General features: G+C 69.6%; 17 protein-coding genes. 8 read left to right on the top strand and 9 right to left on the bottom strand.

What is annotated here, in order from left to right:
- Positions 1-29 precede the first annotated feature (29 nt).
- Positions 30-935: a recombination-associated protein RdgC gene (locus tag OC534_RS05630; protein WP_017355646.1), complete on the top strand. Its 906-nt coding sequence runs from the start codon at positions 30-32 to the stop codon at positions 933-935.
- A 93-nt stretch (positions 936-1,028) separates the two neighbouring features.
- A complete protein-coding gene (locus tag OC534_RS05625; protein ID WP_153165472.1) occupies positions 1,029-1,805 on the top strand; it encodes a SprT family zinc-dependent metalloprotease in 777 nt (258 codons plus the stop codon).
- A gap of 10 nt (positions 1,806-1,815) precedes the next feature.
- On the opposite strand, the gene OC534_RS05620 is transcribed toward OC534_RS05625, so the two are convergent.
- On the bottom strand, positions 1,816-2,688 hold the full coding sequence (locus OC534_RS05620; protein ID WP_136005699.1) for a methylglyoxal synthase: 873 nt from the start codon (positions 2,686-2,688) through the stop codon (positions 1,816-1,818).
- Positions 2,689-3,014: 326 nt separating this feature from the next.
- Here OC534_RS05620 and OC534_RS05615 point away from each other — a divergent pair, with 326 nt between their 5' ends.
- Together OC534_RS05615 and OC534_RS05610 are read left to right on the top strand one after the other, a co-directional pair.
- A complete protein-coding gene (locus tag OC534_RS05615) occupies positions 3,015-5,174 on the top strand; it encodes a PAS domain-containing hybrid sensor histidine kinase/response regulator (protein ID WP_166472419.1) in 2,160 nt (719 codons plus the stop codon).
- A 70-nt stretch (positions 5,175-5,244) separates the two neighbouring features.
- Positions 5,245-5,526 (top strand): hypothetical protein, encoded by a 282-nt coding sequence (locus tag OC534_RS05610; RefSeq protein WP_206147395.1) that lies wholly within the window; start codon positions 5,245-5,247, stop codon positions 5,524-5,526.
- Positions 5,527-5,538: 12 nt separating this feature from the next.
- Here OC534_RS05610 and OC534_RS05605 read toward each other — a convergent pair whose 3' ends face one another.
- From OC534_RS05605 to OC534_RS05595, 3 genes are all read right to left on the bottom strand, one after another.
- Positions 5,539-6,984 (bottom strand): FAD-dependent oxidoreductase, encoded by a 1,446-nt coding sequence (locus OC534_RS05605; RefSeq protein WP_017355651.1) that lies wholly within the window; start codon positions 6,982-6,984, stop codon positions 5,539-5,541.
- Between the two features lie 67 nt (positions 6,985-7,051).
- Positions 7,052-11,506: a glutamate synthase large subunit gene (gene gltB / locus OC534_RS05600; RefSeq protein WP_017355652.1), complete on the bottom strand. Its 4,455-nt coding sequence runs from the start codon at positions 11,504-11,506 to the stop codon at positions 7,052-7,054.
- A 165-nt stretch (positions 11,507-11,671) separates the two neighbouring features.
- Positions 11,672-12,085 (bottom strand): I78 family peptidase inhibitor, encoded by a 414-nt coding sequence (locus OC534_RS05595; RefSeq protein ID WP_017355653.1) that lies wholly within the window; start codon positions 12,083-12,085, stop codon positions 11,672-11,674.
- Between the two features lie 133 nt (positions 12,086-12,218).
- On the opposite strand from OC534_RS05595, the gene OC534_RS05590 reads away from it, so the two are divergent.
- Positions 12,219-13,286: a DNA topoisomerase IB gene (locus tag OC534_RS05590; protein WP_017355654.1), complete on the top strand. Its 1,068-nt coding sequence runs from the start codon at positions 12,219-12,221 to the stop codon at positions 13,284-13,286.
- 10 nt (positions 13,287-13,296) lie between these two features.
- Here the strand turns inward: OC534_RS05590 and OC534_RS05585 are convergent, their stop codons facing one another.
- A complete protein-coding gene (locus OC534_RS05585) occupies positions 13,297-13,638 on the bottom strand; it encodes a hypothetical protein (RefSeq protein WP_017355655.1) in 342 nt (113 codons plus the stop codon).
- Between the two features lie 160 nt (positions 13,639-13,798).
- Here OC534_RS05585 and OC534_RS05580 point away from each other — a divergent pair, with 160 nt between their 5' ends.
- On the top strand, positions 13,799-14,944 hold the full coding sequence (locus tag OC534_RS05580) for an SDR family oxidoreductase (RefSeq protein ID WP_153165470.1): 1,146 nt from the start codon (positions 13,799-13,801) through the stop codon (positions 14,942-14,944).
- Here OC534_RS05580 and OC534_RS05575 read toward each other — a convergent pair.
- Positions 14,901-16,052, bottom strand: a complete 1,152-nt coding sequence (locus tag OC534_RS05575; RefSeq protein WP_153165469.1) for a serine hydrolase domain-containing protein — start codon at positions 16,050-16,052, stop codon at positions 14,901-14,903. The two genes, OC534_RS05580 and OC534_RS05575, sit on opposite strands and share 44 nt — an antisense overlap.
- 166 nt (positions 16,053-16,218) lie before the next feature.
- Between OC534_RS05575 and OC534_RS05570 the strand changes: the two genes are divergently transcribed.
- Both OC534_RS05570 and OC534_RS05565 read left to right on the top strand, forming a co-directional pair.
- Positions 16,219-16,605: a BlaI/MecI/CopY family transcriptional regulator gene (locus OC534_RS05570; protein WP_136005687.1), complete on the top strand. Its 387-nt coding sequence runs from the start codon at positions 16,219-16,221 to the stop codon at positions 16,603-16,605.
- Between the two features lie 3 nt (positions 16,606-16,608).
- Positions 16,609-18,414, top strand: coding sequence for a M56 family metallopeptidase (locus OC534_RS05565; protein ID WP_262071527.1), 1,806 nt, complete (start codon positions 16,609-16,611; stop codon positions 18,412-18,414).
- Between the two features lie 52 nt (positions 18,415-18,466).
- On the opposite strand, the gene OC534_RS05560 is transcribed toward OC534_RS05565, so the two are convergent.
- Genes OC534_RS05560 through OC534_RS05550 form a run of 3 tightly spaced genes read right to left on the bottom strand, consistent with a single transcriptional unit; the run spans position 18,467 to position 22,435 of the window.
- A complete protein-coding gene (locus OC534_RS05560) occupies positions 18,467-18,811 on the bottom strand; it encodes an I78 family peptidase inhibitor (RefSeq protein WP_136005681.1) in 345 nt (114 codons plus the stop codon).
- 58 nt (positions 18,812-18,869) lie between these two features.
- Positions 18,870-19,958, bottom strand: a complete 1,089-nt coding sequence (locus tag OC534_RS05555) for a ribonuclease H-like domain-containing protein (RefSeq protein ID WP_262071526.1) — start codon at positions 19,956-19,958, stop codon at positions 18,870-18,872.
- Positions 19,955-22,435 carry a DEAD/DEAH box helicase gene (locus tag OC534_RS05550; protein WP_262071525.1) on the bottom strand — a complete coding sequence of 827 codons (2,481 nt, stop codon included), beginning with the start codon at positions 22,433-22,435 and terminating at the stop codon, positions 19,955-19,957. The genes OC534_RS05555 and OC534_RS05550 overlap by 4 nt, the downstream gene beginning before the upstream one ends.
- Between the last annotated feature and the right edge of the window lie 90 nt (positions 22,436-22,525).

The raw sequence follows: 22,525 nt of genomic DNA, 5'->3' as shown, positions 1-22,525 counted from the left end.
TTCCTTCCACGCTCTCATTCCGGACTTCCATGTTCTTTCGCAACCTGACGCTGTTCCGCTTCCCGACCACCACCGATTTCTCCGAGGTCGACACCCTGCTGCCGCAGGCCCTGCTCAAGCCGGTGGGTCCGCTTGAAATGACCTCGCGCGGTTTCATCTCGCCATTCGGCCGCGAAGAAAAGGCCGTGTTCTCCCATCGCATCGGCGATGCCCTGTGGCTGACCGTGGGCGGTGAAGACAAGATCCTGCCTGGCGCGGTGGTCAACGATCTGCTGGCGCGCAAGCTCGAGGAAATCGAGGAGAAGGAAGGCCGCAAGCCCGGTGGCCGCGAGCGCAAGCGCATGAAGGACGACCTGCTGCATGAACTGATGCCGCGCGCCTTCATCAAGAGCTCGCGTACCGATGCGCTGATCGACCTGGCGCACGGCTATGTGGCCGTGGACAGTTCCAGCCGCAAGACCGGCGAGAACGTGATGTCCGACATCCGCGGCCTGCTCGGCAGCTTCCCGGCGATGCCGCTGAACGCCGAAGTGGCGCCACGCTCGATCCTGACCGGCTGGATCGCCGGCGAGGCGCTGCCGACCGGCCTGAGCCTGGGCGAAGAATGCGAGATGAAGGACCCGGCCGAGGGCGGCGCCGTGGTCAAGTGCCAGCACCAGGAACTGCGCTGCGACGAGATCGACAAGCACCTGGACGCCGGCAAGCAGGTCACCAAGCTGGCCCTGGTGTTCGAGGACAATCTGTCCTTCGTGCTGGGCGATGACCTGATCGTGCGCAAGCTGAAGTTCCTGGACGGTGCGCTGGACCAGCTCGAGCACGCCGACGACGACGGCCGCCGTGCCGAACTGGACGCACGGTTTGCCCTGCAGAGCGGCGAAGTCCGTCGCCTGTTCCTGCTGCTGGAAGAGGCGTTCAAGCTCAGCAAGGCGGATTGACGCCAGGTGCGGACCGGAGCGGGGCAGCGTCCCCGCTCCGCCCCCGCTACCCCGCAGTCATCTGCGGCGCGCGGGCAGCGCTATGCTGTTGCCATGTCCGGACTCCTCCGCCGCCTGATCTCGCCGGCTGCCCCCATCCTGCAGCGCGACACGGTACGACTGCGCCTGGAAGATGCGGAGATCGATGTACTGCGCGTGCGCGATCCGCGGGCGCGTCGCATCAAACTCAGCGTGGACGAGCGCGGCGTACGCCTGACCCTGCCGCCGCGCGCCAGCCTGGTGATGGGCGAGCGCTTCCTGGAGCAGCACCGCGACTGGCTGTCCACGCAGCTGCGCAGCTACCAGGCGCACAACCTGCCGCCCCCGCTGGTGATCGGTGAGCCCGGCCAGCTGCCTCTGCGTGGCGAACTGGTCGCGCTGCGCTGGGCGAGCGGCCGCTTCGCCCATCTCGAGCGCGACGCGGCGGGCCTGGTGATGCATTGGCCCGCGCGCGGCAACGAGGCCACCCTGCGACGCAGCCTGCGCGAGTTCTACGAAGCCCAGACCCGTGCCGACGTGGGCCAGTGGCTGCCCCGATACCTGCCCGGTCTGCCGCGCGCGCCGGCACGGTTGCGGCTCAAGGTGATGTCGTCGCAATGGGGTTCGCTGGCACCGGACGGCAGCATGGCGCTGGACCTGGCGCTGGTACTGGGGCGTCCCTCGGCGTTCGAATACGTGCTGGTCCACGAGCTGTGCCACCTGATCCAGCCCAACCATTCACCGGCGTTCTGGGCAGAGGTGGAAAAGCGGTTCCCGGCCTGGCAGGACGAGCGCGACTACTTCCAGCGCGAAGGCCGCCGGCTCAAGGCAATGCTCCGTCAATTGCTGTAATGCCGGCCGTTCACGCGCGGGCGCGCAACGCCGCCGCCTGCGCCCAGCGTTCGGCCACGCGCGGTGCGGTGATGCACACGGCCTGGTCGGTCACTGTGGTTACCGCGCGCTCAAGCAGCTGGATGTCGGCTTCGTGCTGGCGTGCGACGTGCGGGTCCTCGAAGAAGATCGCCCGCTGGCAGTGGCCTTCCAGCACGCGGTCGGCAATCTGCGCGTCGCCGCCCATCGGGCCGCTCTGGTAGCGCTCCACCCACGCCTGGTCCTGCGGCCAGCCCCGGCTCCAGGCCAGCGCGTTGAGGCGCTGGCCGGTGGTGCCGGTGCCGATCCGGGTACGGAACCGCGACAGCACCTCGAAATGCTCAGCGGCGAAGGCCAGCATGGCCGGTTTCATCGCGTCGTGCGCGATCAGCGCCAGGGTCTGGTGTTCGAAGGCGTGCAGATCATCGGCGCCCCGGTCCGCGGCGAGCCCGGCATGCACGCGCTCGATCTCGATCCAGTCACGTGCGGTGGCCACGGTGGAGATGAAAGGCTTGCCGTGGATCACACACTGGCGTTTGAGCGCGGTGGCTTCGGGAAAGATCGAGGAGGGATCGACCGGGTCCATCAGGTAGATCGCCCCGTCCAGCGTGCGTTCCGGTGTCCCCATCCCGACCACTTCGGCCACCAGTTTCATCAGACCGCCCTCGCGCCCGTTCGGATAACGCCGCAGCGGCGCGAAATCCTGCAGGAATCCCAGTCGCTGGATCGCATCGTAGGTACGCCCGACCGCATGCAGTTCCACCCCCAGTTCGCGCAGGCCGCGGTCGCTGGCGCGCAGCCAGCGGAACAGCGCGGCGTGCTTGTCGTGATGGTGCAGGCGGTTGGCGGCCAGGCCGATGCGCATGGTGGGCATCCAGCAGAAGGAGGAGGCCGCAGTGTAATGCGATCGCATGTCAGGGGTGCGCCCGGTTGAATGCGACGGCGCCGCAGCGCATCACGTGCGTGGCGTCACGCACACAGGGGTTTGCAACAAGTTTCATTGCTGCAGCGGGTGCAATCGCTAGGGTGAGTCGGGTGCAGCGCAGCGCCTGTCGTCAATGACGTCGACAGGCCGCGCGGGGCGATGTTCCGGTGGCGGTGAGGGTGGGCGCACCTTGCAGGACGGCCCGCCATTCGACGCTGCCCGGGCCGCATTGCCGTTGGCGACCATGATGCAGGGGGGCAGAACCAATGATCACCACGGAACAACGGCCTGGACAGGCGGCGTCCGCGCCGGGGGACGGTCAGCGGGCGCTGCGCGGGCAGGTGGCCTGGCTGCCGCTGCCCGGCGGGCTGGTGGCCGGTGCACAGGTGACGGTGGACCCGATCGCCGCGTCCGGCTCCCTGCTGCGCTGGGCCATTCCGCTGCTGCTGATGGTGCTGGTCCTGCTGTTGATGCACGCCTATGGCTACTGGCGGCTGCACCGCGAGGCCGGCGAGCGCCACCGCGCCGAGCGGCGCCTGCAGGAAGTGTGCGCCACGCTGCCGGCGGTGGTGTACCAGGCCCATCGCGGGCGCGACGGTGTGCTGTCGTTTCCCTACATCACCGGGGACATGTACTCGCTGTTCGGGCTGTCGGCCGAGGTGGCGATGGCCGACGAGTCGCGCCTGTTCGCCACGGTCCACCCGGACGACCAGGCGCATCTGCGGCGCAGCGTGGAGGTGTCTGCCACGCATCTGACGGTGATCGATGTCGAATTCCGGGCCTGCGGGCCGCAGGGCTGGCGCTGGGTGCGGTCGCGCGGCCAGCCGATGGCCGCCGCCGACGACAGCGTCAAATGGAGCGGTTACTGGATCGATGTCACCGCCTCGCACGAGCAGGCCACCGCGCTGGCCGCCGCGCGCCGCGACGCCGAGGCCGCCGCCGCGGCCAAAGCGAACTTCCTGGCCACCATGAGCCACGAGATACGCACCCCGATGAGCGGCATGCTGGGCATGCTCGAGGTGCTTGAAGACACCGGATTGGACGAGGAACAATGCGCGCTGCTGGCCACCGTGCACGACGCCGCCAGCCTGCTGCGGCAGATCCTCGACGACGTGCTGGACTACTCGCGCATCGACGCCGGTGCCCTGCCACTGGAAGCCACGCCGATCACGCTGCCCGGCATCATCGGCAATGTGCAGCGCCTGCTGTCGCCGATGGCGGCCAACAAGGGGCTGTGGCTGCGCTCCCGGATCGACCCGCGGGTGGCGGCCGGCCATTGCGGCGACGGCGTGCGCCTGCGCCAGATCCTGTTCAACCTGCTGAGCAATGCGCTGAAGTTCACCGCGCACGGGGGAGTGCGGATCGAACTGGACGTGCGCGCGGATGAGGGGGACCGGCAGCGCCTGTGCCTGGCGGTGATCGATACGGGCATCGGCGTATCGGCCGACCAGCAGGCGGTGCTGTTCAGTCCGTTCACCCAGGCCGAGGCCTCGATCGGGCGCCGCTATGGCGGCAGCGGGCTGGGACTGAGCATCTGCCGTGGGCTGGCCGGGCTGATGGACGGCGATCTGCGCATGCACAGCTCACCCGGGCAGGGCACGCGGATGGAACTGGAACTCACGCTGCCGATCGCGATCGCTCCAGGCGCTGTATCCGCCCGCGACGCCGACGCGGCGCAGCCGGTGTTCGCGCCCGGCCTGCAGGTGCTGGTGGCCGAGGACGATCCCATCCACCAGGCGCTGATGGCCTGGCGGCTGCGTCAGCTGGGCCTGGGCCACACGATGGCCGCGCAGGGCGAAGAAGCGCTGCGCCTGATGCAGGGCCGCGCATTCGACCTGGTGATCACCGATTGCCAGATGCCGGTGATGGACGGATATGCGCTGGCCAGTGCGATCCGGCGCACCGAGCGTGCGTCCGGCGCGGTGCCGGTGCCGATCGTGGGCCTCACCGCCAGCGTACAGGCGCAGACGCAGCAGCGGTGCCAGCAGGCCGGCATGGACCGGATGCTGACCAAGCCGATCACCCTGGAGGCCCTGCGCGAACACCTGGCGGCGTTGCTGACGACGACCGGGGACATGGCCGCCGCGGTCGACCCGGTGCCGTGCGTGCAGGCGCTGGGACGGCAACTGGGGTCGGTCGCTACCGCGCGTGAGGTGCTGACGCTGATGCAGACCACCACCCAGGCCGACCTGTCCGGGTTGATCCGGGCCACGGCCGGCGGCGACGCCCAGGCCGTCAACGCGTGCCTGCATCGCATGGCAGGGGGGCTGGGTGTGGTCGGCGCCCGCCGGCTGGGCAAGCAGGCGCGCGGGCTGATGCGGGCGCTGGAAGAGGCTCCGCTGGTGGACAGCCGCGCCGGGCTGGACCGGTTCAGCGCCGGGGTGGAGCGCTACCTGGCCGGGCTGCGGGGGGTGGAGTTTTCGTAATAGTTGCATGGTGTCGGATTCGGCCCTGACCGACAGTGGCGCGGTGATCCCCCGCCCTGGAGTACCTGCCATGACCCCGATCCCTTCCGCTGCCATCCCGGTGCCGCGCGCAGTGGGCGACCGCACCACCCGCCTGCGCACCCTGGCGGGCGTGCTGCGGCAGGCGCCCGCGTCCGACGCGGAGCTGCTGCTGGCCGGATTGGCCCGCATGCTGGAGGCGCACATGGGGGGCAGCCACGACGACGCTGTCAGCAATGCGCGTATCCGCGCCCAGCTGGACAACATCCAGCTGCTGATGGCGCTGGAGATCGAACGCGCGGGCATCGACCCGCAGGCCGCCCGCGCCGCCTGATCCCACGACGCATCAGGCGGTAACGAGCTGGACGATGCTGGCGGCTGCGTCGCGGCCCTCGGCCACGGCGGTCACCACCAGATCGGCACCGCGCACCGCATCGCCACCGGCGAACAGGCGCGGGTGGGCGGTCTGGAACGGCAACCGGCCGGCACCACCGGCCACGATGCGGCCGTTCTGGCCCGCTTCCACCCCGTGCGCGGCCAGCCAGGCCGGCGTGCTGGGCGAGAAGCCGAAGGCGATGATCACCACGTCCGCTTCCAGCAGGGATTCGCTGCCGTCGATCGGCACCGCGTTGCGGCGGCCCTGCGCGTCGGGCTCGCCGAGCTGGGTTTCCACCACCATCACCCCGATCACCTCGTCGTCGGCACCGGCTTCGATCGACAACGGCTGGCGGTTGAACAGGAAGCGCACGCCTTCCTCGCGCGCGTTGGCGACTTCGCGCGCCGAGCCGGGCATGTTGGCCTCGTCGCGACGGTAGGCACAGGTCACCTTGGCCGCGCCCAGGCGCACCGCGCTGCGGACGCAGTCCATGCCGGTGTCGCCACCGCCGAGCACCACCACCCGCTTGCCCTCCAGGTCCGGCAGGGCGATCTGGTCCTCCCAGCCGGCAATGGGCCGGCCATGCGCGTCGCTGCCACCGACAATGCGGCTGTTCTGTACCAGGAACGGCAGCGCCGGCAGCACGCCCTTGAGGTCCTGCCCGAGCAGGCCACCATCGGTGTAGCGGTAGGCACCGGTGCCGATGAACACCGCGTCATACTCAGCCAGCAGCTGGTCCACACTGATGTCGCGGCCGATCTCCACGCCCAGCCGGAACTGCACGCCCATGCCTTCCAGTACGTTGCGGCGGCGGCTGATCACCGCCTTGTCCAGCTTGAAACTGGGGATGCCGAACTGCAGCAGCCCGCCGATCTGTTCATAGCGGTCGTACACCACGGCCTGCACGCCGGCATGGGCCAGCTTGTCGGCACAGGCCAGGCCGGCCGGGCCGGCACCGATCACCGCCACGCGCCTGCCGGTGGCCTCCACCGCGCTCAGGTCCGGGCGCCAGCCGGTGGCCAGGGCCGTGTCGACGATGTACTTCTCCACCGCGCCGATGGTCACCGCGCCGAACTCCTCCAGCGTGCAGCTGCCTTCGCACAGGCGGTCCTGCGGACACACCCGGCCGCACACTTCCGGCAGCGGGTTGGTGGAATGGCACAGCGTGGCCGCTTCATGGATGCGGTTTTCCTGCACCAGCTGCAGCCACTGCGGGATGGCGTTGTGGACCGGACACTTCCAGCTGCAGTACGGGTTGCCGCAGTCCAGGCAGCGGCCGGCCTGGAACTGGGCGTCCTCTTTGCCAAATTTGCCGTACAGCTCACCCCAGTCGCCGGAGGTGCGCAGTTCCACCGGAATGCGCTGCGGCATGGTCCGGGGCAGGTCGAGGAACTGGAAGGCGTGCTTGCGGCTCATGGCGTGCTCGGATGTTTGGTCGAGATTGCCGGGCAGAGCCCGGCACTACGGGGCACCACGCGACGCATCACGCGGCGCGGCGCAGCGAGTCGGTCAGCGATTCGATGCTGGCCGCCTTGGGTTTGACCAGCCAGAACTTGCCGACGTAATCGCGGAATTCGTCGAGGATCTGCTGCGCCCAGATGCTGCCGGTAAGCTCGCGGTGGCGGCTGATCAGCGTATGCAGGTGCTGGCGATGGTTCTCGAAGCCTTCGGCGGAGATGCGGTGGATGTCGATCAGCTCGTGGTTGTAGCGGTCCACGAAGTCGCGGTCGATATCCAGCACGTAGGCCAGGCCGCCGGTGAAACCGGCACCGAAGTTGAGCCCGACCTTGCCCAGCACCAGCACGATGCCGTCGGTCATGTACTCGCAGCAGTGGTCGCCGGCGCCTTCGATCACCGCCAGCGCACCGGAATTGCGCACGCCGAAGCGTTCGCCGGCGCGACCGGCCGCGAACAGTTCGCCGCCGGTGGCGCCGTACAGGCAGGTGTTGCCGATGATGGCGGTGTTGCGTGCCTCGAAGCGTGCGCCACGCGGCGGGCGCACCACCAGCCGGCCGCCGGCCATGCCCTTGCCGACGTAATCGTTGGCTTCGCCTTCCACTTCCAGCTGCAGGCCGCCCACGTTGAACGCGCCGAAGCTCTGCCCGGCGGTGCCGCGGAAGCGCAGCGTCAGCGGCGCATCGCTCATGCCCTGGTTGCCGTGCGCGCGGGCGATCGCGCCCGACAGGCGGGTGCCGATCGAACGGTCCGTGTTGTGGATCAGGAAGCGGTGCTCGCCACCGAGCTTGCCGGCGATCGCAGGCGCCAGCAGCCCATCCATCTGCGTGGCCAGGCTGTCCGGTGACTCGTACAGGCGCTGGGCGGCACAATGGCTGCCGGCGTACTGCGCCGGGTTGAGCAGGCGCGACAGGTCGACCTTGACGCCCGGGCGCGGCGCGACCGCCAGTTGCTGCAGCAGGTCGGTGCGGCCCACGATCTCATCCAGCGAGCGCACGCCCAGGTAGGACAGCCAGCCGCGCACTTCCTCGGCCAGCAGCCGGAAGAAGTTCTCCACGCGCTCGGGCAGGCCGGTGAAGTACTGCGCGCGCAGGCGTTCGTCCTGGGTCGCCACGCCGGTGGCGCAGTTGTTGAGGTGGCAGATGCGCAGGTATTTGCAGCCCAGCACGATCATCGGCGCGGTGCCGAAGCCGAAGCTGTCCGCGCCAAGCAAGGCGGCCTTGATCACGTCCAGGCCCGTCTTCAGCCCACCGTCGGTCTGCAGCAGAGTGCGCCCGCGCAGGTCGTTGGCGACCAGCGCCTGGTGCGATTCGGCCACGCCCAGTTCCCACGGCACACCGGCGTAGCGGATCGAGCTGACCGGGCTGGCCCCCGTGCCGCCGTCATGGCCGGACACGGTGATCAGGTCGGCGCCGGCCTTGACCACGCCGGCGGCGATCGTGCCGACGCCGGCATGGCTGACCAGCTTCACCGAGACCAGCGCCTGCGGGTTGACCTGCTTGAGGTCGTAGATCAGCTGGGCCAGGTCTTCGATGGAGTAGATGTCGTGGTGCGGCGGCGGCGAGATCAGCCCGATGCCCGGCCTGGCGTAACGCAGCCGCGCGATCAGCTCGTTGACCTTGTGACCGGGCAGCTGGCCGCCTTCGCCGGGCTTGGCGCCCTGGGCGACCTTGATCTGCAGCACTTCGGCATTGACCAGGTATTCGGCGGTGACGCCGAAGCGGCCCGACGCGACCTGCTTGATCTTGCTGCGCTTGTCGGTGCCGTAGCGCACCGGGTCTTCGCCGCCTTCGCCGGAATTGCTGCGGCCGCCGAGCCGGTTCATGGCGATCGCCAATGCCTCATGCGCCTCCGGCGACAGCGCGCCCAGGCTGATGGCGGCGGTATCGAAGCGGCGGAACAGGTCTTCGGCCGGAGCCACTTCCTCCAGCGGCGTCGGGGTGGGCGCGGCCTTGAGCTGCAGCAGGTCGCGCAGCGCGGAGACCGGGCGGCCGTGCACGGCCTCGCAGTAGCGTTGCCAGTCGGCGGCGTCGCCGCTGCGCGCCGCGCGCTGCAGGGTCATGACCACGTCGGGGTTGTACATGTGGTACTCGCCGCCGTGCACGTACTTGAGCACGCCGCCCACGTCCGGGCGCAGCAGGTCGTTCCACGCGCGCACGGTGAGTTCGCGCGCTTCCTGGTCCAGGCGGTCGAAGCCGACGCCGGCCACGCGCGAAGCGGTATCCGGGAAGCACAGGTCAACCACGTCGTCGTCGAGGCCGACGATCTCGAACAACTGCGCGCCGCGGTAGCTGGCCACCGTACAGATGCCCATCTTCGAGATGATCTTGGACAGGCCCTTGTAGATGCCCTTGCGGTAGCGGCGGCCGATCTGCGACTGCTCGCCGCCCTTGCTGAGCTGCAGGATGCCACGCCGGCCCAGATCGAACAGGGTCTGGTAGGCCAGGTACGGGTACACCGCGGTGGCGCCGAACCCGAGCAGGCAGGCCATGTGGTGCGCATCGCGTGCGGTGCCGGTTTCCAGGATCAGGTTGACGTCGCAGCGCAGCCCGGCATTGGACAGGTGGTGGTGCACCGCACTCGTCGCCAGCAGGGCATGCACCATCGGCCGGTCGGCCACCGGGTAGCGGTCGCTCAGCAGCAGCATCACGATGCCATCGCGCGCGGCGGCTTCGGCCTCGGCGCAGATGCGCTCGATGCCGGCCTTCAGGCCTTCGTCCAGGCTGTAGGAGAGATCGATCAGGCGGTTCTTCTCGACGTACTGCTCCATCTTCATCAGCTGGCGCAGCTTGCGCTGGCTGAGCACCGGCGAGTTGAGGATGACGTGGTTCACCGTCTCCGCGCCGGCATGGAAGATGTTGGTCTCCTTGCCGAGCTGGGTGGACAGCGACATGACGCAGTCTTCGCGCAGCGGGTCGATCGGCGGGTTGGTGACCTGCGCGAACGCCTGGCGGAAATAGTCGTAGAGCGGACGGCTGTGCTGGCTGAGCACCGCCATCGGGGTGTCATCGCCCATCGAGCCGGTGGCTTCCTGCTCGGTTTCGGCCAGTGGCCGCAGGATCTGCTCGACCTCTTCGGTGCTGAGCTGGAACAGTTTGTGGTAGCTGCGCAGCGTGCGCTCGTCGAACGGCTCCTCGACCAGCGACGGATCGATCAACTCGGTCTGCAGGTAGGTCACGCCCTGCTGCAGCCACTGCTTGTACGGCGCGCGGCCACGGTTGATGCGGTCGATGGCGTCCGAATCGAGCAGGTCGCCGCGCTTGAGGTCGATGGCCATCATCTCGCCCGGGCCAAGCTTGCCCTTGCGCACCACGCGTTCGGCCGGCACTTCCCACACGCCCGCTTCGGACGCCACCAGGAAGTGGCGGTCGGAGGTGAGCATCCAGCGGGCCGGACGCAGGCCGTTGCGGTCCAGCGTGCACGCCGCATAGCGGCCGTCGCAGGCCACGATGCCGGCCGGGCCGTCCCACGGCTCGCTGTTGAGGCCATAGAACTCGTAGAACGCGGCCAGGTCGGGGTCCTTGAACTCCAGCGACTGGGTCGCCGGCGGCACCAGGATGCGCAGCGCCTGGATCAGTTCCATGCCGGCGCTGACCATCAGCTCCAGCATGTTGTCCAGGCTCTGCGAGTCCGACCCATGCATGGAGATCACCGGGTCGAACTGGCCGATGTCGAAGCGCGGGGTCTTCCACACCTTGCTGCGCGCCTGCGCCCAGCGCCGGTTGCCTTCAATGGTATTGATCTCGCCGTTGTGGGCGAGCATCCGGAACGGGTGCGCCAGCGGCCAGCGCGGCAGCGTGTTGGTGGAGAAGCGCTGGTGGAACACGACCGCGCTGGAGGCCAGGTCGTTGCGCTGCAGGTCCGGGTAGAAGCGGCTGAGCTTGTCCGGCAGCACCATGCCCTTGTAGCTGATCGCGTTCGGGCTGAGCGTGGTGACGTAGTAGTCGGCGTGGTCGCGCAGCTGCTGTTCGCTGCGGCGGCGGGCCAGGAACAGCGCCAGGGTGAAGGCGGCCTCGTCCTGTCCGGTACCGGCATCGACGAACACCTGTTCGATGCGCGGCAGCGTGTCGCGCGCCAGCTGGCCGCAGACGCTGGCATCGGTGGGCACCACACGCCAGCCGACCGGGGTGCATCCGGCCGCGCGCAACTGTTCTTCCAATATCCCGCGGCAGGTCTGTGCGGCGGCTTCGTCGTGCGGCAGGAACACCACGCCGGCGGCGAAGCGTGGGCCGAGGCTGAGCCCCGCCTCGGCGGCGAGCGCGTTGAGGAAGGTGTCCGGGCGGCGCAGCAACAGGCCGCAGCCGTCGCCGGTGATGCCGTCGGCGGCGACGCCGCCGCGATGGGTCATGCGCGAGAGTGCGGCAATGGCGGTGTCGACCAGCAGCCGTGACGGCTGGTCGTCGAGCTGGGCAACCATGCCGAAACCACAGGCATCGCGCTCATCTTGCGGGTCGTAAAGCCCTTGGCGGTTGCGGGGGGCCATCTCTGCCTCGAAGTCGGGTGAGCGGCGACAGTCGTCCCCGCTCAATCCGTTGAGCGCAAGCGAAGGCACCGGATGACTCGACTAGAGCATAGTTGTTGCAACGCCGCAATACACGGTTGCAGGCGCAACCAAACCCCTGCTTTTCCAGCCTCCAACGCCGCGTGTTCAGCCGCAGCGCAGGCCGCTGATCACGCCTTTTTCGTCCAGTTCGATGTTCAGACGCTCGCCCATGAATTCCATCGTGCTCAGGTCGCTGGGCTTGAGCACGCGCAGCTGTTTGGCACCGGCGTCCTGCTGGGCCTGGCTGCCCACCGCATCGGTGAACGGCTGGCCGACCAGGCTCTGCACCTGGGTGGCGTCGCAGTTGCCGACCGGCGGCGCTTCCAGTGCCTTGCCGGTGGCATCGGCGGGTGCGGCGGCGGCTTCGGCAGCCTGCTGCGCATGCATGCCCACCGCCTCCTGCTCGTCCATCGGCGGCGCTTGGCACGCGCTCAGCACGAGGACGGCGGGGAACAGGGCAGTCGACAGAATCTTCGGACCCACACAGCGCCGCAGGCGGCGGAACGACAAGGACGACATCGGCACTCCAGACATCCAACCGGGAAACGATGGAGCATATCGCCTGGACGGGGGACAGGTGTTGGGGTTGCGTTATTGACGCGCTGCCGCACCGCCAGCGGCGACACTGACCGCCCCGTCCACGAGGCCTGCCATGCCGACCCGAGTCGCCGCTACTCCTGAGAAAACCGCCGCCCGCCAGGCGGGTCTGCGCCACGTCAGCGACGACCAGCCGGGGATCGCCCGGCGCCGGGCGGGAAAAGGGTTCAGCTACCGCGATGCGGACGGGGCGGCGGTCCGTGATGCCGCCACACTGGCCCGGATCCGCGCGCTGGCGATCCCGCCGGCCTATACCGCGGTGTGGATCTGTGCGCAGGCCAATGGCCATTTGCAGGCCACCGGGCGCGATGCACGCGGACGCAAGCAGTACCGGTACCACGCCGACTGGTCGCGGGTACGCGGCGATGGCAAGTTCGACCGGGTGATCGCCTTCGGCATGGCCCTGCCTGCGCTGCGCCGCCGCCTGCGCCGCGATCTGGCGCTGCCCGGATTTCCGCGCGACAAGGTGCTGGCGATCGTGGTCGCTCTGCTGGCCGATACCCTGGTGCGCATCGGCAATGCCGCCTACGCCCGCGACAACCGTTCCTACGGCCTGACCACGCTGCGCAATCACCACCTGGCCCTGGTCAGGGGCGGGCGGGCGCAGATGCGCTTTCGCGGCAAATCCGGCCAGGCCCACGAAGTGGACGTGGACGACCGCCGGCTGGTGCAGCTGATCCGGCGCTGCCAGCAGCTCCCGGGGCAGGCACTGTTCCAGTACCGCGACGACGACGGCAGTGTGCAGCCGGTCGATTCGGGGCAGGTCAACGACTACTTGCACGATGCGATGGGCGAGGACTTCAGTGCCAAGGACTTCCGTACCTGGGGCGGCACCGTGGCCGCGCTGCGCCAGCTGGCAGCCACCGCGCTGCCAGAGCCGTCCAGCGAACGGGCGTTGGCGGCGCTGCAGAACCAGGTGGTGGGCGCGGTGGCGGCGCTGCTGGGCAACACGCCGGCGGTGTGCCGCAAGGCCTATATCGATCCGTGCGTATTCGACGGGTGGCGCGCCGGCCAGTTGAACCGCCTGGCCGGGCTGCGCGGCGACCGCCAGTGGGAGCAGGCGACGCTGCGGTTCCTCAAGGCCGCGCGGCGAAGAGACCGCGCAGGACCGCCGAAACGCTGAGGGCGCGTGCTCAGCCGCAGTAGAGCGCGGTGATGTTGTTGGTACGGCCGGTCTCGATGGTCAGCCGGTCGCCGCCGCTCTGTGCACCGGGTGTGGGATCGGCCGCGCCGCTGGCGGTGGGGCCGCTCCCGGTGCGCTGGCCGCGGATGACTGTGACCTGCAGGCTGTCGCTGTCCACGCGGGCGCGTTCAACTGTGGCGGCCGATGCGGCCAGGCCCACCGCGCCGCGCACCTTGTCCACGTGGCACTGGCCGGAGATCACGCCGTCGATGGGCTGCACCTGCGCCATCGGCGCGCTGCTGCAGGCGGAAAGGGTGGCCACGGCGGCCACCGCGAAGAGGGTGCGATACATGGGAACTCCAGGAAGGGCGATGCCGGACTGCAGCGTGCCTTCGCCGACGTATGCAGCGGATGAACGCATGCACGGTGCGACCACATCGCGCTCACCCTGCCTGGCCGCGCGGTTGGCCACACTGCCTCTGCACTCGAACGCTTTGGCAAAGGAGCCGCAGATGGCCACCCGCACGACCCGAACCCGCCCTTCCGCCCCGCGCAAGACCACCACCGGCAAGACCGCCAAGCCGGCGGCCGAGCGCACGCCCGTGGTCAAGACGGCCACCCGCAAGGCGGCCGCCAAGGACCCGCGTGCGGCACGCGTCGCCGCACGCCAGCGGCGCCTGCAGGACCAGGAGAAGGCCAAGGACGCGCGTGTGGCCAAGCAGGCGGCGAAGCAACAGGTGGCCGGCACACCAGCGAAGAAGACCGGCAGAAAAAAGGCTGCCGGCGACGCCACCCAGGCCGGGACCCGCAGGCAGCCCGAGGCAATGCCCGCCCAGCACCTGGCCAAGCCGGGCAACGAACACGAACTGGACCTGGCGCCGCGGTTCCTGGCGCCGGACTACCGTGGCAGCGGCAAGCTGCAGGGCAAGCGCGCGATCATCACCGGCGCCGATTCCGGTATCGGCCGCGCCGTGGCGGTGCTGTTCGCGCGCGAAGGCGCCGACGTCGCCGTACTGCATCTGGATGAAGCGGCCGACGCGAAGGTCACCCGCCAGCACGTGGAAGCCGAAGGCGGCCGCTGCGTGGTGATTGCCGGCGACGTCCGCGATCCCGCGTTCTGCGCGAGGGCCGTCAGGCAGGTGGTCAAGGCGTTCGGGGGCATCGACATTCTGGTCAACAACGCGGCGTTCCAGCTGCATTGCGAGCGCCTGGAAGACCTGGAAGATGCGCATCTGCAGGAAACCCTGCAGACCAACATCGCCGGCTACATCCAGATGGCGCGCGCGGTGCTGCCGCATCTGGAGGAAGGCGACTGCATCATCAATACCGGCTCGGAAACCGGGCTGTTCGGCAGCAAGGCGCTGGTCGACTACTCGGCGACCAAGGGCGCCATCCACGCGTTCACCAAGGCGCTGGCCAGCCAGCTGCTGCCACGTGGAATCCGGGTCAATGCGGTGGCGCCGGGGCCGGTGTGGACGCCGTTGAACCCGGCCGACAAAGCGGCCCAGGACGTGGCCGATTTCGGCAGGGACAGCGACATGGGCCGTCCGGCGCAGCCGGAAGAACTGTCGCCGGCCTACGTGTTCCTGGCCTCGCCGGTCACTGCCAGCTACATCAGCGGCGTGATCCTGCCGGTAATGGGCGGGCCGCGCGGCTGACCTGCGGCGACGCGTAGAAGCCGGCGATGGTCGGGATGAAGCGCTGCGGGTTGGCGCCGACCAGGTTGGTCAGCACGATCACCGCCAATTGCCGCTCGGGATAGACGATGAAGGCGGCGCGGGCACCGCCCACGCCGCCGACCTGCAGGTCCGGCACCGTGCCCAGCACCGGCCAGCCGGCGGCCCAACTCCCGTCGGTGCCATCGTTGAGGCGCTCGGCGCGCCACATGCGCGCAACGCTGTGGCGGGGGAGCAGCCGATGCTGCGACAACGCCACCATCCATTGCGCCACGTCATCGGCGGTGGTCAGGATGCCGCCCCCGGCCCACAGGCTCGGAGGCATGTCGTAGAACCAGTGCGACAGGCGCGGCGCCGCATCCGGTGGATCGGTGCCGCGCGGTGCGTAGCTGTACATCGTGGCCGCGCCGGCCACCAGGTCGTAGCTGTCGCCGAACGTGGTGCGGGGCATGCCCGCGGCCGCGAACTGGCCCTGCTGCAGGTACTGCGCGTACGGCATGCCGGATTGCCCGGCGATGATGCGCGCCAGCAGCACGTAGTTGGTCTGGTTGTACATGAAGCGCTGGCCGGCCGGCGCCTCCACCGGCAACGCGGCCACCGCCTTCCAGGCGTCCTGTTCCGAGCCGCCGCCCAGCAGGCCACGCGCGTCGAGGATATCGGGCAATCCAGAGGTGTGTGCCAGCAGCTGGCGGACGCGCACGCTGCGCCACCCGTCGGGCAGATCGTCCAGATACCGCGACAGCGGTGCCTCCAGGTCCACACGCCCGGCGTCGGCCAGTTGCGCCATCGCCACGCCGGTGAAGGATTTGGTGGCCGAGTTCAACGGAAACCGCGTGGTCGGTGTAGTCGCCACGCCATTCTCGACATTGGCCAGGCCGAGGGCTTCGGACAGCACCACACGGCCATCTTTGACCACCGCGATCTGCAGGCCGGGAATGCGCTGGACCTGCATGGTCTCCTGCACGAACCGGCGGGTCCGCGCGTTGGCCTCCTCCCACGCGGTGGCGGTGGTGGCCGCGTGCAACGGCGGCAGGCCGGGCAGGATCAGTGCGGCGAAGATGAGCAGGAAGCGGTGTCGTCGGGCAGGCATGTGGTGTCCTTTGGCCATCAGCGGCTCGACGGCTTGGATGCCGGTCGCGTGCAGAGGGTTTAAGGCGACCTTGACGACAACCGTTCGTCGGCGGACGTCCTCCGGCACTTGACGACATCTGTAGTCATTGGCACCGTGGCGACACGTGTAGTCATCGGAGTGTGCCATGCGCGGCAAAACCATCGGGGACCAGGAGCTGGCCCTGTTGCAGTACGTAGCGGAACAGGGCGGTGCCACCGTGGGTGAGGTGGCGGCGGGGTTCGGAGAGGAGCGTGGCCTGGCCCGCTCGACCGTGCTGACCATGATGGAGCGTCTGCGCGGCAAGGCCTACCTGCAGCGCAGGCAGGTCCAAGGCGTGTATCGCTATGCCGCCACCAGTGGCCAGGACAGTGTGGTCCAGGGCGCGGTGGCCAGCTTCGTGGAAAAGACGTTGCAGGGCTCGGTGTCGCCGTTCGTGGCCTTCATGTCGCACAAGGCCGAGGTGAGCGACCAGGAACTGGCCGAGCTGGAAGCCTTGGTCGCGCAGTTGCAGTCACGCAAGCGGGAGAGCTGAGACATGGACACCCTGATGATCGAACTGCTGACGCGGCTGGGCTGGACCAGCCTGCAGAGCGTGCTGCTGGTGGCCCTGGTATGGGGCGTGTGCCGGCTGCTGCCGGCGCTGCCCACCGCCACGCGGTGCCGGCTGTGGTGGCTGGTGGCCGCGCAGGCGGTGCTGGGCCTGGTCTGGAGCAGCCCGCTGGAGCTGGCGGTGCTGCCGGCGCCCGCAGCGCCCGCCACGCAGTTGGTTGCGCTGCCGGCCGTGGAGACCGCACTGGCGAGCGCGCCCGACATGACCGGCGCGGTGGCGATGGCGGCTCCGCAGGCGTTGTGGTCGTGGCCGGCGCTGCTGCTGGCCGCATGGGTGGCCGGCGTGCTGGTGATGCTGGTGCACAGCCTGCGTGGCTACCGGCACAGCCGCGCGCTGGTGCGTGGTGCGGCCGACTGCACCGACGCGACCCTGCAGCAGGCGCTGCATCTGGCCGCTGAAGCACACGGTCTGCGCCGCGCGCCGACCCTGAAGGTGTCCGCGCAGATCCGCTCGCCGCAGCTGATCGGGCCGTGGCGTCCGGTACTGCTGCTGCCGGCACGCGAACTGCAGGCGATGAGCGCCGATGATCTGGACATGGCGCTGACCCATGAACTGGTGCACCTGCAGCGCCGCGACCTGTGGTGGGGGCTGCTGCCCGCCCTGGCGCAGCACCTGTTCTTCTTCCATCCGCTGGTACACCTGGCCGCGCGCGAATATGCCGTGGCCCGCGAAGAGGCCTGCGACGGTGCCGTGGTGGCCGGGCAGGGCCATTGTCGCCACGACTATGGTCGGCTGCTGGTGCAGCTGGGCGTGGCACCGCGACCGGCGGTGGGCGTGGCCAGCGCGTCGCCGAACTTCCGCAGCCTCAAGCGACGGCTGCTGACCCTGCAGCAGACCCGTCGCTTCCCGCGCGTGGCCGCGTTGGCGATCACCGCGATGGTGGTGCTGGTCGGCGTTGCGCCGATGCGCCTGGTGGCGGCGGTGACCCCGCCGCCGCCCGCACCGCCGGCACCGGCCGCGCCGCGCGTGCCGACGCCGCCGACGCCGCTGCCTGCCGCTGCGCCGCTCGCGGCACCGGCTCTGCAGGTCGCACCGCAGCCGGTGGCGGCGCCGATCGCACCGGCTCCCCCCGCGGCACCGCGCGCGCCGGAACCGCCCAAAGCGCTGGGCGATGGCATGGCGTTGGTCACCCACGGCAAGCTCGACCTCTCCCGGCAACCCGCACAGGCCTTCGTGCTGATGGGCGGGGACAGCAACTTTGTGGACGCCTCGCTGGCCGATCTCAAGCAGGCCAAGCATGATGCCCACGGCGACGAGCCGGCCCTGTGGGTACGACGGGGCCAGGAGCGTTATCTGATCCGCGATCCGGCCGTGCTCCGGCAACTGGCCCGCAGCCAGGCCGACGTCGCGGCACTGGGCAGTGCGCAGGCCGCATTGGGCACTCTCCAGTCCGAGCTGGGCCAGCACCTGGCCGACGTATCGATGCAGGTCACCGCCGATGCGATGGCGTCGGTGGATGTGGCCGCGGTGGCCAACCTGGCCGCTCGCCAGTCCGGCGCGTCGGCGGCGTCCGAGGCGGCGCAGGCGGCGCGGCAGGCCCGCATCGCCGCACGCAAGGCGGTGGATACCGAGCAGATCGCGCGGGTCGCGCGTGAGCAGGCCGAGATGGGCCGCGAGCAGGCGCGTCTGGCCCGGCAGCAGAGCGTGGCGTCGGCCCGCGCCTCGCGCGACGTGCGTGCGGCGATCGATCAGGCCCTGTCCAGTGGCAAGGCCGAGCGCCTGCGCGACTGAGGCCGGCGTGTTCCATGTGCTGCCTGCGCCGCGCGCAGGCAGCACGACGGGGTCACCCGCAGTTGGCGCGCACGATCCTGTTCTGCGCGTCCACTTCCAGGCTGAGGCGATCCTCGCGGAAGTCCATCGTCATCGCCATCCCCGGCTTGAGCACACGCGCATGCCGCGCGCCGCTGGCCTTCACGGCCTGCTGCACCACCGCTTCGGTGGCGGTCTTTCCGACCAGGCTGGCCACCTTCTCCGGATCGCAGCGTGCCGCGCTGCCGGCCACGGCAGGTTCGGTGGCGGCCGGTGGGGCGTCGGCCGCCGCCGACGGGCCGGAGGCGGTTCTGGCCGGATGGCTGCAGGCTGCCAGCGGCAACGCGCACGCCACGGCGAACATCAGATTCCAACGCATGCGGTACTCCTCCCACGGTAGGTACCGGCAGTGTCCGTGGGCGGGCCGTTACGCGGCGTCAACGCGGCCGCTGCGGGGGTTCAACGGCCTGCAGGGCCAGCGTTTCGCGCTCCTGCTGTTCCTCGGCCACCAGCCGCAGCATCAGCATCGACAGCGTCACCACATCCTGGTGGTTGTGGTCGGCCACCCGGCGCAGGTTCAGCGCGCTGCCCCCGCGCAGGTAGTTCAGCCATGCGGCCGGGGCCTCCGAACCGGGCAGATCGTCCTCGCGCACGATCTGCAGCAGCTGGCGCTCGATGGTGGCCAGCCGGCAGTTCTCCCAGGTGCCACGGTAGCGGCGGCGGGTGGGGAACAGCAGATCCACATGGTCGTGCGCGCTGATCGGGTCACCGTGACGGGCCAGCCGGAAACGCGTCTTCAACAGCGGCGCGTCGTAGCAGCGGCCGTTGTAGCTGCAGAACACCAGGCCCGGCCGCAGCCACCCGGCAAACGTACGCAGCATCGCCGTTTCCGCGCCGAGGGTGGTGATCACCAGCTGGCGGATGCGCAGGCCGTCGCCCTGGTCGGGATGGGCGTACCAGTCGGCCGCGCCGATCATGAAGGCGCGGGTGCCGGTGCCGCCGGCCAAGCCGGTGGTTTCGGTATCGAAGAACAGCAGGTCCTGCGGCTGGACCTGCTCGCCCTCGCGCCTGGCAAACGCCAGCGAGAGCGGCTGGGTCGGCACGGGCTGCGGCAGGAACGATTCAATCAGGAACAGGCCCGGCGCGATCTCCTCACCGGGGACGTGGCGGTCCTGCGCGTTGGCGCGGGGCAGGGCGGCCGGCGCAGCGCCGCGTGCGCGCAGGCCGAGCAGGCGATGCAGGCTGCCAACCTCGGGCGTGCGCAGGGCGGGCGCGGGGGCTGCCACTACCGGGACCGGGGCCGCGTCACCGGTGGGCTTGTGACGGATCTCCTGTTCGACCCAGGCGAACACCGAGGCCGGTGCAGAGGGGCGCGCCTGCGCATCATTGGCAGCGGACGGGAGCGCGCCAGACGGCGCGTCGCGGGGGACCGGTCCACGGTCGGCACCTGCCGACGCCGCCGGCGCCGGGGTGGCGTCCCCGGCCTGCCGCCGCAACAGGCGCAGCTTGTCCAGGCTCAGGCTCACTGCGGCACCACCTCGGCGGCGGCGCGCTCGCGCTCGGCGGCGCTGGGCAGCGCATGCGCGTCGAACAGGTCCAGCACGTGCAGTGCCAGCGCCCTGGGTGTGGTGGCATCGTCTTCCTGGCCGGCCAGCACCGGTCCCACGCAGGCCGGGCACCCGGCTTTGCAGTCGCAGCGCTGCACCAGTTCTCGGGCGCGCAGCAGCAGTTCGGCCTGGCGCAGCCACAGCGGCTCACTCAAGCCGACGCCACCGGGGAAGTTGTCGTACAGGTAGACGGTAGGCACGAACTGCTGCTGCAGCTCGATCGCGCTGGCATCGAACTCGGCACCGCGCAGCTGGCCGCGGCCGCTCTGGTCGGCCACCGCAAACCATGCACCGTCGCCATTGCCGACTGCCTTCTGCAGGTCGCGGGCATCGGCCATCACCGCCACGGTGGCGACGATATGCAGCGCATACGCCGCACCCAGGAAGCCGTCCAGCGCCTCCTGCTTGCTGTCGAAGGCGGTCAGCAGCAGCGCCTGCGGCAGCTGCCACCACACTGCGGTGGTGTGCAGTTCCTGGTCGGGCAGGTTGACCGGGCCGTAGCCGATGTTCTCGTGGGTGTAGTAACGGATCTTCTTGTAGCCGGCCACGCGGCGCACCACGTGAACTTCGCCGTGATGCGAGTCGCCGCGCCCGGCCTGGCAGCCGTCGAACCGGTCCAGCACCTTGAGCTTGGTGAAGTCGATGCTGTCGGTGTAGTAGTCCACGTGGGTGCGGGTGACGTAGGCCTTGCGGCCCTCCCAGTCCAGCCGCTCCACCTGGTACGGCGTGGACTGCACCATGTGGATGGCGCCTTCATACAGGGTGAGCGCGGCGGCGGAATAGTCCACCTCGGCGATGATCTGCTGCTTGCCGTCGCTGCGGTCGACCACCACGAAGTTGCCATCGGCCACCGAGCGCAGGCTCACCGCGTTGGCCGGGTAGCTGTCGGCGATCCACTCCCACCGATCGCCCTCGCGATGCACGACCTCTGTTTCGGCCAGTGCTTCAAGGAACACCAGCGGGTCGATCGGGCCGAACGGGTCGCCGGCCAGGAACGGCAGTTCGAAGGCGGCGCAGCGGATGTGGTCGAACAGGATCAGCGGCTGGTCCGGGGCAATGCGCGCATGTTCGGGCGAGGCATCGGCGAAGAAGTCCGGGTGCCGCACCACGTACTGGTCCAGCGGCTGCGAGCTGGCCACCATCACCCCCAGGGCGGGCTGCTGGCGGCGGCCGGCGCGGCCAAAGCGCTGCCAGGTGGCCGCGACGCTGCCCGGATAGCCATTGAGGATCACCACGTCCAGGCTGCCGATATCCACGCCCAGCTCCAGCGCCGAGGTGCTGACGATGCCGTCGATGGTGCCGGCGCGCATGGCGCGTTCGGTCTCCCGGCGCTCGGTGGGCAGGTAGCCGCCGCGATACGCGCGGATGCGCGCCGGCTTGCGCGGATCGTGGTCGAAGATGTCCTTGAGGTACTTGGTCAGCACTTCGACCATCAGCCGGCTCTGCGCGAAGATCAGCGTCTTCAGCCCGGACTTGATCGCGATGCGCGCGATGCGGTTGCTCTGCGAGCGCGCCGAGGCGCGCAGGCCGAGGTCGGCATTGACCACGGGCGGGTTCCACAGCAGCACGTGCTTGGGCCCGCTGGGCGCGCCGGATTCGGTGATGGCGGTGACCGGTGCTTCGATCAGCGCTTCGGCATGCGCCTGCGGGTTGCCGATGGTGGCCGAGCACAGGATGAACTGCGGCTCCACCCCGTAGAAGGCGCAGATACGCTTGAGCCGGCGCAGCACGTTGGTGACGTGGCTGCCGAACACGCCCCGGTAGGTGTGCACTTCATCGATCACCACATACCGCAGGTTCTCGAAGAACTGCGCCCACTTGGTGTGATGGGGCAGGATCGCCTGGTGCAGCATGTCCGGGTTGGACACCACGATGTCGCCGTGCAGGCGGATCGCCTGGCGTGCGTCGCCGGGGGTATCACCATCGAAGGTGAAGGCCTTGACCCCCAGGTCACCGGCGCGGTTGAGCTCCAGCAGTTCGGCCACCTGGTCCTGGGCCAGCGCTTTGGTGGGGAACAGGTACAGCGCCTTGGCCTTGCCCTGCATGGCCGCGCTGACCACCGGCAGGGTGTAGCACAGCGATTTGCCGCTGGCGGTGGGGGTGACGATGGCCACGTGCTCGCCGCGCTGGGTGGCCGCCCAGGCCTCGGCCTGGTGGCTGTAGAGCTGTTCGATGCCACGCGCCTTCAATGCGGCAGCCAGGGCGGCCGGCACATCGGCGGGAAGCGGCGCATAGCGGCCTTCGCGGCCGGGCAGGGTGAAGCTGCCGGTGATGCGGTCGGCATAGCGGCGCTGCAGCCGCGCGGTCAGCAGCGCGCCGTTGCGCGAGGGCAGGCCATCGGTGGTGGCGAGGCGGCGCTCGGCGTCCTCGGTGCGCTTGGCGAGTTCGTAAGCCATGAGTACAACGGTCTGCAAAGGACGCCATGAAACCACAGCCGTGTCTCATCGATTGAGACACGCGCGCAACGAAATCTGAAGGTCGCCTGC

Source organism: Stenotrophomonas sp. Marseille-Q5258, assembly GCF_946900935.1.
In the GTDB taxonomy this organism is placed as follows: domain Bacteria; phylum Pseudomonadota; class Gammaproteobacteria; order Xanthomonadales; family Xanthomonadaceae; genus Stenotrophomonas; species Stenotrophomonas nematodicola.
Note: the sequence above shows the minus strand (reverse complement) of the source record. Positions and strands in the feature narration are given on the sequence as shown.